Source organism: Peristeroidobacter agariperforans (assembly GCF_004138335.1).
Lineage (GTDB): Bacteria > Pseudomonadota > Gammaproteobacteria > Steroidobacterales > Steroidobacteraceae > Steroidobacter > Steroidobacter agariperforans.
In genome coordinates this window covers 1603377-1616081 of sequence record NZ_RYFW01000001.1, presented here as the reverse complement: position 1 = coordinate 1616081, position 12705 = coordinate 1603377, and the positions used below count along the sequence as shown (strand labels likewise).

Here is a 12705-nt window from a genome sequence, read left to right as displayed (position 1 = left end):
CGCGCGCCGAAGTGTATTCGGACGCGCGCCTTCGATTCACCCTGCGCGACTGTTACTTACTCACAGACTTGACGATCGGATCGAGGAACGGAGCGAGCACGGTGTAGTCGCCGTTCCAGTCATCGTCGTTCCAAACGCGGCCTTGCGGCGACGAAGCCGGCGCGGCTTGCGCGCCAGCGCGCACCACCACGATGTCGAGGCTCGGGATGACGACGATCAGGCTGTCACCCAGGCCCCACGCCCAGTACGCATCGCGCGGCACATTCGCCAACTGGCCGCCGGCGTTCGTCCACCACAGCACACCGTAATCAGTCGGCGCTCCCGGGAAGTCCGCTATGCCCGGATTGGGAAGGTTGGCGTTCGCGGCTACCGGCGTGCTCACGGTCGTCACGAACGTCTCCGGAAGAATGCGCTGATCGTTGGCCCACACTCCTTTGCGAAGGAACAGCAGACCGACGCGCGCCATGGCATTGGCGTTCACGAACATGCCTGAAGCGAGCTCGCGATTGTAAGGGACCTTGTTCGTCTGGTCGCGGTACTCGTTGTTACGCCAGTGCACGTCGGAAGTGGCGCCGCCACCCGCGCTGCCCGACGTGCTGTTCACACCGAGCGTGGTCCAGACACTCCTATTAAGCACCGCGGACAAATCGTCACCGAGCACCGCAGTCAGCACCTCGGCCAACCAGTTCAGACCGATATCGGAATAGAGCCACGTCGTGCCCGGCTCATTCACCAGTGTCGCCGCGGCAGGCTCGGGGGCCTCCGTGAGATCATCGTCCTTCAAGAACCCCGCGGTGTGCGTCGCCAGTTGCTCGATGGTGATGTTACCCAGCCAGCCGGTGGTGGCGTTGGCGGCCGGCCTCGCACCGATGGTCGGGAGCTTCGTCTCCGCGCGATCGCTGAGCAGCAGGCCGTTGGCCATGGCCAGCCCCAGCGACATGCCACCAATCGACTTGGTGGTCGACTTCATGTCATAGCGCCTGTCGATCTGGCCCCAGGAACTGACGATGCGGCCGTGACGCACGATCATGCCGGCGTTGTCCGCGGGATTCGCCGTACCGCTGGTCTGCGCGTAGGTCATCGCTTGATCGAGCAACGCCTGATCCATTCCAACCTCTGCCGCTGACGCGACTCGCGCCCAGCCGTGATTGTCCGGATCATCGTTCGCCGCGTCGGACGCCGGATATACCGGGGCTTCCGGCGGAGGCTCTGACGCAGGACTCACGGTGACGTTCACCGTATCGGTGCCGGTGGCACTGCCATCGCTCACCGACAACGTGAGCACATAGTCGCCCTCGGAGGGGAATGTCACAGTCGTAGCAGCGGCATTCGGCGTGCCGAATGTCACACCGCTCGGACCGCTGGTTGCGGTCCAGGTGTAGGTGAGCGTCTGCGATGCATCGTCCGTCGCCGTTCCATTCAGCTGTGCGGTGGCGGTTGGCCACTGGATTGTTTGAGCGGCGCCAGCCTCCACGCTCGGCGCGACATTCGCCGCCGGCGGTGGGTTTTGCTGAACGGGCGCGCTCGGCTGCCCTCCGCCACCACCTCCGCCGCCGCACGCAGCGATGGTCAAAGCCAATGAGATGCTGATCGCCACCTGGCGACAGCGCCGAATCAGTTCGGAACGAGAGATCTGTTGCTCTCGTGACATGACGCGCATTCGATGTTCCCCTCGCATGTTCTCGCGCTGTTACTTGTGCGCGATGCAAACAACGCACTGACTTTCAGAAAGGTCCTGGGCCTAGTCAGAAAAAACCCTGAGCTGTCTATGCAGCTCGCGTGCCGTTCGAAGAGTGCCGCGAATACTTCGTTGCACGCGCTTTTATCAATGTTTCTGTTGTACTTTTTGCAAGGAAACGCGTTGTTGCAGAGAATGTTTTTCCACGCTTGGAACTGCGATGGCGGTCGCACTTTTGGAGCGCGCCCGCGCGCGAGATCGGTCACAAACCCGGCCCTTGGCGCTACGGGTGGCTGCGGCTGTGAGCCCGTTAACATTTGCTAAAAACGGCAGTACGTAGGCTGGGCCATGCTCACTTTCCGGCCGCCATTCGCGCGTTTTTCCGCAATGCCATGATCCGCCGGCTACGCACTCGCATCATCGTATTCGTTGTCGCGTTGCTGGCAGTGGTGCAGGTCGTGGCGTATGTGGTCGTCAGCTCGGCGAACTCCACCAACGCACGCGAGAAAATCGATTCCGAGCTGGCCGTCGGCGAACGTGTGTTTGCGCGGCTGCTCGACCAGAATCGCGAACGACTTGCGCAAGCCGCTCGCGTCATGGCGGCCGACTATGCCCTGCGCGGCGCGATTGCCAGCGGCGATCAGGACACGGTGGTGTCCGCACTCACCAATCACGGCGGACGCATCAAGGCCGACATGACGCTGCTCGTGTCCCTGGATCGGCGCGTCGTTGCCGATACGATCGCGAGCAACGAGCGCGGCCGGCTGTTCGAGTTTCCTCGGCTGGTCGACCAGGCCGCGCGCGACGGCGGCGCTTCATCCATCGAGGTGATCAACGGTCGCGCTTATCAGCTCGTCGTCGTGCCGGTGCTCGCACCGACGCCGATGGCGTGGATCGCCGTGGGTTTCGTCATCGACGACAACGTCGTGTCCGAGCTGCAGCAGCTCACATCGCTGCAGGTGTCTTTCCTGGAGCGGCGGCATGCCGATCATCAATGGGGCGTGCTCGCCTCGACGCTGGGCGCCTCGGCCGTCGATCTTGCACAGCAACTGCCTGCCCTGCCGGGCGCCACGCTCGTGCGTTCCATTGGCGCTGGACAGAGCGAGCAGCAGTTGCGTGTGATCACGTTCGACCGGCATGGCGATCGCGCGCTCGTCGCCGTCCTGCAGCGGTCGGTCGCAACCGCGGTCGCCGCCTTCGATCGATTGCAGCAGACACTCGTAGCTCTCGGCGTCGTCAGCATGCTGCTCTCCATCGGCGGCGCCGTGGCGATCGCCATGAATATCACGCGCCCCATCACGCAACTGACCGAGGCGGCGGCGCGAATCCAGGACGGCGATTATTCCAATCCCGTCAACGTGACCCGCGCCGACGAAATCGGCGCGCTCGCCAAAACGCTCAACCATATGCGCGAAGGCATCGCCGAGCGCCAACAGGAGATCCTGCGCCTCGCCTATCGCGACCAGCTCACCGATCTGCCGAATCGCGCGCTGTTTCACGACCGGCTCGAACACGCCATCCTGAGCGCGCATCGCACGGGCGCAACGCTGAGCGTGCTGATGATGGACCTCGATCGCTTCAAGTACGTCAACGACTCGCTCGGCCATGGCGTCGGCGATCACGTGCTGCGCGAAGTGGCGAACCGCTTGAGCGCACTGCTGCGGCAGGCCGACACCATTGCGCGACTCGGCGGCGATGAATTCGCGATCCTGCTCGAGAACGCCGACGAACGTTACGTCACCAAGGTCGCGCTGAAGATTCTCCAGGCGCTGGAGCATCCCATCCGCTACCAGGATCAGCCTCTCGACGTGGGCTCCAGCATCGGCATTGCTCACTTCCCCGAGCACGGCGAGAACAGCAGCAAGTTGCTGCGTAACGCCGACATCGCAATGTATGTGGCCAAACGAAACAAGGGCGGCTACGCGGTATACGACGCGAGCTACGACACGCACCAGCAGGAACACCTGTCGCTGCTCAGCGAGATTCGCCAAGCCGTCGAAGGCCATCAACTGCGGGTGTACTACCAGCCGAAGGTCGGGCTGCTGTCGGGAGTCGTCGAAGGCGTGGAAGCGCTGCTGCGCTGGGAACATCCGCGTCGAGGTTTCGTGTCGCCGGGCGATTTCATTCCTTTCGCCGAGCACACCGGCTACATCAAGGTGCTGACGCGCTGGGTGCTCGAGCAGGCCATTCGCCAGTGCGGACAGTGGCGCTCGAACGGCACGCCGCTGCAAGTCTCGGTGAACATCTCGGCGCGCGATCTGCTCAATCGCGAGTTGCCCGACCTGATCGTTCAGTTGCTCGATCGCTACGGCACGCCCGCATCGCTGCTGTGCCTGGAGATCACCGAGAGCGGTTTCATGGAAGACCCGGCGCACTCACAGCGGGTGCTGGAACGCTTGCACGAGTTGGGCGTCGTATTGTCGATCGACGACTACGGCACCGGCTATTCGTCGCTGAGCTATGTGGCGCGGCTGCCGGTCGATGAGTTGAAGATCGATCGCTCCTTCGTCAAGCAGATGAGCGACTCGACCACCGCGACCATCGTACGCTCCACGATCGAGCTCGGTCACAGCCTGGGACTGAAAGTGGTGGCCGAAGGCGTCGAGGACGAAGCGGATCTGCGCACCCTGCGTGTTTACGGCTGCGACCAGGCGCAGGGTTATTTCATGAGCCGCCCGTTGCCGGCCAAGGAACTGGAAGAGTGGCTGAAGCACTCGCCTTGGTCACGTCCGGCGAGAGTGCGGGAGGTCTCCGCAGAAGAGACCCGGAACGCTGCGACGAATGTGACGGTTATCCCGACAACATTGTCACAGCGAAACCGCCTTGGTAGCCGTTAACACACGCCCGAGGCGCTCCTACCCTTACCTCCGCGCGGTCAGAGGCTCCGCCTGATCGCCCAGCCCGCCACCGACGGCGAGCGCCAGATCGATCGTATTGAGCAGAGCATCGCGCTGAGCGGCGACCAGATCGATCTGCGCCTGATACAACCCACGGCGCACATCGAGCAGCTCCAGATAAGCGATATCGCCTTGCGCGTAACGCAGCTCCGCCAGCTCGGTCGCACGACTCAACGCCGAGACCTGCTGATCGTTCGCTTCACGCACGCCCGCAATCAACGCCTGGCCCTGCAAAGAGTCCAGCACTTCACGGAACGCCTGCTGCACAGTTCGCGCATATTCCGACTTGCGCTGCTCTCTCACCGCCTCCGCACGGGAAACATTCGCGCGTAGCCGTCCGCCCTGGAAGATGGGCTGCAAAATGCCGCCCGTCGCCGACCAGATTTTCGCCGGACTGGCGAACAGATCGTCCAGCTCCGGACTTGCGCGACCAAACGCACCGGTGATGCTGATGCTCGGGAACAATTGAGCCCGCGCGACGCCGATATCTGCCGCCGATGCATTGAGCGCCGCTTCGGCCGCACCGATGTCTGGACGCTGTGTCAGCACCGACGAAGGCAACGCCGCCGGCAACTCGACGGACGCCGGCAGACTGATTCCCTGCACGCTGATGGCTTCGTCAACCAACGCTTTCGGCGAGTGGCCCAACAATACGCCCAGCGCGTTCGTCAGTTGCACCACCTGCAGTTCGAGCTGGCGCGTCGACACGCGAGTGGCCGCGGCATCGGCTTCGGCGCGCTTGAAAGTGAATTCATCGCTCTCGCCCGATTCGTAACGCAGCTTCTCGAGATCCGACGCTTCCTCTCGCGACTTCAGCGTGTCACGGCCGCGAGCCAATTGCTCGGCGGCGGCGATCAACGAGTAGTAGGTGCGGGCGACTTCGCCGGTGAGACTGAGCTTGGTCGCCTCGCGACCGTACTCACTATTCAGCAGCTGCGCACGCGCCGACTCCGAGGCACGCTGATACTTGCCCCACAGATCCAACTCATACGCTACCGTACCTTGGACGGTGTAGATCGTCTGTTGGGTCGGGAACCCAGGGATGTCTCCCAAGCCCTGCTCGGCCAACGACGCCTCGCTCTGTTTGGTGCGAGTGACGTTGCCCTCGAGGTTCAAGGTCGGCAGCCGATCCGCATTGCTGATGCGCAGGAACGAACGCGCCTCCAGCACCCGGGCCGCCGCGATCTGCGCGTCCGGATTGTGTTTCAAGGCCTCGACGATCAACTCGTTGAGGCGCGCATCGTTGAACAGCGTCCACCATGGATTCGGCAGCGGTGAGGTTTGCGCGGCCTGAGCCGGCAACGCGTCCGGCAGCGGCAGCTCCGGCTTCTGCGGGTCCACTTTCGACACGAAGCAACCGCCGAGGACGGCTGCAATTGCCGCCGTCAGCGTCACTCGAGTCGCGGTTCTTATTACTTGCCTGCTCATTGCGTCACTCTCAATTCGACTCATGAGGCGCGGCCGGCTTCGGCTCCACGCCACCATGCGGCTTGCCCTTGCCATGTTCATCGTCGTAGGCCTCGCCGCCTTTCGCACCGGCGATCCACTTGAAGAACAGCGGCACGAACAACGTTGCGATGAAGGTCGCCGCCAGCATGCCGCCGATCACGCTCGTGCCGAGCGAATGACGGCTGTTGGCGCCGGCGCCGGTGCTGATGGCCAGCGGCAGCACGCCGAAGATCAGCGCCAGCGAAGTCATGATGATGGGACGGAAGCGCAGCTTCGCACCTTCGATGGCCGCATCCATCAGCTTCATGCCTTCGTGATATTTCATCAGCGCGAACTCGACGATCAGAATGGCGTTCTTCGCCGCCAGGCCGATCAGCGTCAGCATGCCGATCTGGAAGTAGATGTCGTTCGCCAGACCGCGCGCGAACACGGCGAGGAACGCACCGAACGCTGCGAACGGCACGGCCAGAATTACCGCCACCGGCAACGTCCAACGCTCGAACTGCGCGGCGAGAATCAGGAACACCATCAACACGCCCAGCAGATACACGCCCTGCGAAGCACCGCCGCTGACCTTCTCCTGATACGCCGTACCGGTGAACGCCAACTCGTAGCCCTGCGGCAACGTCTGCGCGGCGACTTCCTCGATGGCCTTCAGCGCATCGCCCGAGCTGTAGCCCGGCGCCGCCGCACCCATGATCTTCGCGGACGTAAACGCGTTGAAGCGTTCGACGATTTCGGCGCCGGTCACTTCACGAATGCTGGCCAATGCGGTGAGCGGCACCAGGTCGCCCTTGCGCGAGCGCACGTACACGTTACGAATATCTTCCGGATACGCGCGGAAACGCGGCTCCGACTGCAACTGCACCTGATACACACGGCCGTTGCGATTGAAGTCGTTCACGTACAGCGCACCGAACGTGCTCTGCAACGTTTCGAACACCTGGCCTACTTCGACTCCGAGCGTGATCGCCTTCTCGCGATCCAGATCGATGCGCATCTGCGGCACGCTGGCGCTGAACGTTGTCTGCGTACCCGCGAGCTCCGGACGCTTGTTGGCCGCGGCGACCAGCTTCTGCGTCACGCCTTCGAGGTCCTTGATCGAGCCGCTACCACGCGACTGGATATAGGCCTCGAAACCACCGGTCATCGACAGACCTTCGATGGGCGGCGGCTCGACTGCGAAGAAGAAGCCATCCTTCACTTGCGCACCGGCGCCGAACACCGCACCGACCAGCGCGGCCGGAGACAGGTCATCGCTCTTACGCTCGTCCCACGGCTTCATCGGCAACCAGATGATGCCGCTGTTGGTCTTCATCGCCTGGGTCAGCGGATCCATACCAGCCACCGCCACAGCGTTGGCAACGGCGGGATGGTCGCGCACGCCAGCGGCCACGGCTTCCACCGACCGCACGGTGCGATCGAGCGAAGCGGCGTCCTGCAGGAAGCCAATCACGAACACGTAACCCTGGTCTTCCGACGGCGCGAGCGATGTGGGCAGCGCACGGAACAGGCCGAACACCACGACCAGCATCACGACGAACATGCCAGCAGCCATCGCCGCACGCTTCATCACGAAACGCACGCCGCGCTCGTAGCGATTCGTCACACGCTCGAACCACCGGTTGAAACCTTCCAGGAAGCGGTTCTTCACCATGTGATCGTGCTTCAACAGCAGCGCGCACAGCGCGGGCGTCAGCGTCAGCGCGACGAAGCCGGAGATCACGACCGACACGGCAATGGTCACCGCGAACTGTCGATACATTTCGCCGACCAGGCCGCCCATGAACGCCACCGGCATGAACACCGCGGTCAGCACCAGCACGATGGCGATGACCGGACGGGTCACCTCTTCCATCGCCTTCTCGGTCGCTTGCGGCGCCGGCAGGTTCTCGGTCGTCATGATGCGCTCGACGTTCTCGAGCACGACGATGGCGTCGTCGACCACGATACCGATCGCCAGCACCATGCCGAACAAGGTCAGCATGTTGATCGAGAAGCCGAATGCAAACATCGCGGCGAACGTGCCGATCAGCGACACCGGCACGGCCAGCATCGGAATGATGGTGGCGCGCCAGTTCTGCAGGAAGATCAGCACCACGAAGAACACCAGCACCATCGCTTCCAGCAGCGTCTTGACCACTTCCTTGATCGACACCTTCACGTATTGAATGGTGTCGTAGGGAATCGCGTAGGTCATGCCCTTCGGGAAGTCCCTCGACAATTCCTCCAGGCGCGCCTGCACGGCGCCGCCGGTTTCCAGCGCATTCGCGCCCGGCTGCAGCACCAGCGCCATCATCACTGCGCGCTGACCGTCGATCGTCGCCTGGTTGCTGTAAGTCTGCGCGCCCAGTTCGACTCGAGCGACATCCTTCAAGCGCACGAGGCCGCCGGCTTCGGTGGTGTGCACGACGATCTGCTCGAACTCCTCGGGCTCTTGCATGCGGCCTTGCGCAGTCACTGCGTAGGTGAAGTCCACCTGTTCGCTCACCGGCTCGACGCCCACCTGACCCGCGGCGTACTGCGAATTCTGCTGGCGAACGGCGGTGGCGACATCGGACGGCGTGAGACCCAGCTGGGCCAGCTTGTCCGGCTGCATCCAGATGCGGATGGAATAGTCCTGGCCGAACATCTGCACATCGCCGATGCCCGGGATACGACGCAGCTCATCGAGCACGTTGAGCGTGACATAGCTGCTCATCGTCAGCATGTCGACGCTGTTGTCGGGCGAGTGAATCGACACGATCTGCAGGAACGTGGTCGAGGCCTTGCGCACCACGACGCCCTGACGCCGCACCTCTTCTGGCAAGCGCGGCACGGCGGCCTGGATGCGGTTGTTGACGTTGACCGCGTTCATATCGGGATTGGTGCCGATATTGAACGTCACGGTGATCATCAGCGTGCCGTTGCCCGAGTTCACCGAGCTCATGTACAGCATGCCTTCGACGCCGTTGATTTCCTTTTCGAGCGGCGCGGCGACCGTGTCCGCAATGGTCTGAGCCGTCGCGCCCGGATAGACCGCGGCCACCGTCACCGACGGCGGAATGATGTTGGGATAGGCGGAGATCGGCAGCGAGATCATGCCGCCCAAGCCGGCGATCACGATGAACGCCGAGATGACGCAGGCGAAGATCGGCCGCGTGATGAAGAACTTGGAAATCATGCGGTCTCCTTCTGCGCCGGCTGTTGCTCAGCCTGCTTGGTCGGAGCCTCGGGGCCTACGGCGCTCACCTGAATACCCGGCTGCACTTTGAGCACGCCTTCGACGATGTAACGATCGCCGGGCGCGAGCCCTTCGGTGACGATGATGTTGTTGCCGAACGAGCGGCCGACCTGCACCGGACGGAATTCCACTTTCTGCTCGCCGTTCACCAGCCAGATGAACTGGCCCTGCGCGCTCGACATCACTGCCTTGCGCGGCACGGTCACCACGTTGCTCAGCTGCACGCCTTCGACACGCGCCCGGATGAACTGACCGGGAATGAGCTGTGCCTCGGGGTTCTTCAACACGGCGCGCACCCGCACGGTGCCGGAATTCACATCGACGGCGTTGTCGACGAACGTGACTTTGGCGCTGTCCTGATATTCCTGACCGCTTTCCAACACCAGCCGCACGGTCGGCGGCGCGACGCGGTTGGCCGGGGCCAGCGAGCCGCGAATGATCGAGGCCTCGGCTTCGGGCACCGAGAACTCGATATACAAAGGATCGACCTGCACGATCTTGGTGAGCAGGCTGGAGCTCTGTTCGGTGGACACGAGGCTGCCCTCCGACATCACTTCCCGACTGGTCAAGCCCGAGATCGGAGCACGCACGTCCGTATATTCCAGATCGAGCTCGGCCATTCGCCGCGCCGACTCGGCGGCGGCGAGACTCGCCTGCGCCACTTCGAACGCCGACACCACTTCGTCGCGACGGCTCTGGCTGACCGCGTTCTTTTCGAACAACGGCAGCACGCGATCGTGCTGGCGACGCGCTTCGTCCAAGCGCGCCTTGGCAACCGCAACTTCGGCGCGAGCGGACGCCAGGCGCGCACGCACCGGCTCCGGATCGATCAGAAACATCGGCTGGCCCTGCTTCACCGGCCCGCCTTCTTCGTAACGGCGCTTGATCAAGATGCCGCCGACCCGCGCACGCACTTCGACTTCGCGTGAGCCCACGGTGCGCGCGGTATAGGTGAGATCCAGCGGTACGGGGGTCTTTTCCACCGTCTGCACGGTGACTTCCGGCGGCGGGGGCGCGTGCTGCTGCTCCTCACCCTTACCGCAACCGCTCAGCAACACCGCACTGACAGCGATGGCAACCAGAGATCTCACCAATGACTGACGAATGACGTTCATATGCGTCTACCTGACAAACTAAAAAACGTGGCCGCGAGCGCACTGCGCTCGGGCAATCAAAACGGGTGGCGTTGGACGGGAGTCCGGCTTCCTATAACTACCGGGTCAGCTCAGCGATACGCCTCGTCGGCAATCTGCAGCAGCTGCTGCACGACACGCTCACGCTGCTCTTCCGTAAAACATGAGATGCGCAACGATTCCCGCATCATCAGGCCGTCGATCGCCAGCGTCACGACCGCGGCCCGAGCGAAATCCACATCGCTGCTCTCGATCTGCTTGGTGTACTGAGCGATGCGCTCACGAATCACTTCCAGCAGAGTCAGATCGTTCGCGGCAGCGGCGAACAGCGCTGCGCCCATGCCAACGATCTTGGCCCGGGGCTGCTGCGCAAGGATACCGACGATGCAGGCCTTGAGATCCCGGCCATCGGTCTCGCCGGTGCCGGACTTCGCCTGCTCCACGCAGTCGGTCATGCTCTCTACATAGCGTTTGGCCAGCGCACCGAGCAATGACTCCTTGGAGGGGAAGTGGTAGAGCAGGCCGCCCTTGCTCACTCCCGCCGCCTGAGCCACGCCATCGAGCGTCATGCGCGCCGCGCCGACGTCACCGACAACTCGCTCTGCCGCTTCGAGGATCCGCTCGCGGGCCGGGCTGATCGTGTTCGATGCCAACTCCGCCATGGTGAACCTCGCTGTACCGGCTGGACGGTGAATATACCGTCCAGCCGGTACACCTTGTAATAACTTTCCGCTATGCCGCGTGCTGGTTTTTATAGCGCCCCGCCGACGGCGGGCTCCCATGCGGACTCCGGCCGATCCAGGCGGTTGTTTAGAAAATTGAAAATACCTCTGGCTGCTCATTGCTCAGTACTGCATTTCTATGAGTTTTTCTAAACCATCCCAACAGCGAAACGGGGCTGCGTAAAGTACCAGTTAGTCAGCAGCAACGCTGCGCTTCACAGTCCGAGGGCTTGCGTAAATCGCGGGCCTCGGCGAGGCCGGCCAACCTTCGCTGCTCCTCACGACCCTTCGTGCGCCTTCCAGGGCCGCGCATTGAATGTCGAAATGAAGACGAACGAGGTCATGCTTTTGCGACAGCGACCAGCAACAAACCCGCGCCGGGGTTGCGTGTGGGCCGCAATGGACGGCTTACAATGCGCGCCGGCCAATTTTTATCGACTTGTAGATGGAGTGGCGAAACGCATGCCCGACACGAGTGTGTCCTGGTTTGGCGGCGAACGGTTCTTGCCACCTGGACACTGATATATGTGGACACCGGGCATCCAGTGGATGCATGTCATTGCCGACCTGCTGATTGCGGCGGCGTTTTTCACCATTCCCTGCGTGCTCCTCTATGTGGCGCGGCGGCGGCGCGATCTACAGTTCAACCGGCTGTTGGTGGCCTTCGGCGTCTTCATCGTGGCGTGCGGGCTGACGCACGTCATGGAGGTGTGGAATGTCTGGCACACCGATTTCTGGCTCGAAGGCGTCCTCAAGGTAATCGCCGCCCTGGCCTTGGTGCCGACCGCCATCCTGTTGTGGCGCGCGTTGCCCCTGATCCTTTCAGTACCCAGCCAGCGCCAACTGCGCGATGCGAATGAATCGCTCGCGCGCGCGAATCGCGAGCTCGAAGCGTTTACCGCTTCGGTCTCGCACGATCTGCGCTCGCCACTGACCACGATTGCCGGTCAGGCGGGCCTGCTCGAGCTGTCCCTGCCCAATGCCACCGAAGAGCAGCGTCGGCGGCTGACTCGTATTCAAGGCAGCGTGAAGCAGATGTCGGAGCTGATCGATGCGCTGCTGGTGCTGTCGCGCATCTCACGCCACACCTTGCACCGAGAGATCATCGATGTGAGCGCGCTGGCGGAAAGCATCTTTCAAGACCTGCGGCAGAAAGATCCCTCACGCACCGTCGAGGTGGAGATTCAGCCCGGCATGGCGGTGCACGGCGACCGGCGGTTGATCAACGACCTGTTCGTGAACCTGCTCGCGAACGCCTGGAAGTTCACATCGCGAACCGAGCACCCACGCATCGAGGTCGGCCAGTCCCAACACGGCTCGATGGCCACGCTGTTCGTCAAAGATAACGGCGCGGGCTTCGACATGGCGCACGAGCACAAACTGTTCAAACCTTTCCAACGCCTGCACGGCGCCGCCGAATTCGAAGGCACCGGCGTGGGCCTTGCCACCGTCGCCCGTATTATCGATCGCCACGGCGGGCGCATCTGGGCGGAAGGCAAACCCAGCGAAGGCGCAGTGTTCTACTTCACGATGCCGACGTCGCCGATCACGGAGCAGTTTCTGCTGATGCAGCGGGCGATGGCGTGAGCTCGCCAGAGGCTCA

General features: G+C 62.9%; 7 protein-coding genes. 2 read left to right on the top strand and 5 right to left on the bottom strand.

Annotation, left to right across the window (positions count from 1 at the left end):
- Positions 1 to 52: 52 nt before the first annotated feature.
- Positions 53 to 1651, bottom strand: a complete 1599-nt coding sequence (locus EK373_RS06945; protein WP_157994255.1) for a serine hydrolase domain-containing protein — start codon at positions 1649 to 1651, stop codon at positions 53 to 55.
- Between the two features lie 419 nt (positions 1652 to 2070).
- Between EK373_RS06945 and EK373_RS06940 the strand changes: the two genes are divergently transcribed.
- On the top strand, positions 2071 to 4515 hold the full coding sequence (locus EK373_RS06940; protein WP_129641979.1) for a putative bifunctional diguanylate cyclase/phosphodiesterase: 2445 nt from the start codon (positions 2071 to 2073) through the stop codon (positions 4513 to 4515).
- A gap of 24 nt (positions 4516 to 4539) precedes the next feature.
- On the opposite strand, the gene EK373_RS06935 is transcribed toward EK373_RS06940, so the two are convergent.
- The 4 genes from EK373_RS06935 to EK373_RS06920 all read right to left on the bottom strand — a co-directional run bounded on the left by EK373_RS06935 (position 4540) and on the right by EK373_RS06920 (position 11042).
- On the bottom strand, positions 4540 to 6003 hold the full coding sequence (locus tag EK373_RS06935) for an efflux transporter outer membrane subunit (RefSeq protein WP_157994254.1): 1464 nt from the start codon (positions 6001 to 6003) through the stop codon (positions 4540 to 4542).
- A gap of 10 nt (positions 6004 to 6013) precedes the next feature.
- Positions 6014 to 9187: an efflux RND transporter permease subunit gene (locus tag EK373_RS06930; RefSeq protein ID WP_232831034.1), complete on the bottom strand. Its 3174-nt coding sequence runs from the start codon at positions 9185 to 9187 to the stop codon at positions 6014 to 6016.
- A complete protein-coding gene (locus EK373_RS06925; RefSeq protein ID WP_129641977.1) occupies positions 9184 to 10362 on the bottom strand; it encodes an efflux RND transporter periplasmic adaptor subunit in 1179 nt (392 codons plus the stop codon). The genes EK373_RS06930 and EK373_RS06925 overlap by 4 nt, the downstream gene beginning before the upstream one ends.
- Before the next feature lie 110 nt (positions 10363 to 10472).
- Positions 10473 to 11042 (bottom strand): TetR/AcrR family transcriptional regulator, encoded by a 570-nt coding sequence (locus tag EK373_RS06920; protein ID WP_198683117.1) that lies wholly within the window; start codon positions 11040 to 11042, stop codon positions 10473 to 10475.
- A gap of 609 nt (positions 11043 to 11651) precedes the next feature.
- Between EK373_RS06920 and EK373_RS06915 the strand changes: the two genes are divergently transcribed.
- Positions 11652 to 12689, top strand: coding sequence for a sensor histidine kinase (locus EK373_RS06915; protein ID WP_198683116.1), 1038 nt, complete (start codon positions 11652 to 11654; stop codon positions 12687 to 12689).
- Positions 12690 to 12705: the final 16 nt, after the last annotated feature.

Excerpts from the sequence above, each read along its gene's own strand:
- EK373_RS06945 (WP_157994255.1), bottom strand. The coding sequence starts at position 1,651 with ATGTCACGAGAGCAACAGATCTCTCGTTCCGAACTGATTCGGCGCTGT.
- EK373_RS06940 (WP_129641979.1), top strand. The coding sequence starts at position 2,071 with ATGATCCGCCGGCTACGCACTCGCATCATCGTATTCGTTGTCGCGTTG.
- EK373_RS06935 (WP_157994254.1), bottom strand. The coding sequence starts at position 6,003 with ATGAGCAGGCAAGTAATAAGAACCGCGACTCGAGTGACGCTGACGGCG.
- EK373_RS06930 (WP_232831034.1), bottom strand. The coding sequence starts at position 9,187 with ATGATTTCCAAGTTCTTCATCACGCGGCCGATCTTCGCCTGCGTCATC.
- EK373_RS06925 (WP_129641977.1), bottom strand. The coding sequence starts at position 10,362 with ATGAACGTCATTCGTCAGTCATTGGTGAGATCTCTGGTTGCCATCGCT.
- EK373_RS06920 (WP_198683117.1), bottom strand. The coding sequence starts at position 11,042 with ATGGCGGAGTTGGCATCGAACACGATCAGCCCGGCCCGCGAGCGGATC.
- EK373_RS06915 (WP_198683116.1), top strand. The coding sequence starts at position 11,652 with ATGCATGTCATTGCCGACCTGCTGATTGCGGCGGCGTTTTTCACCATT.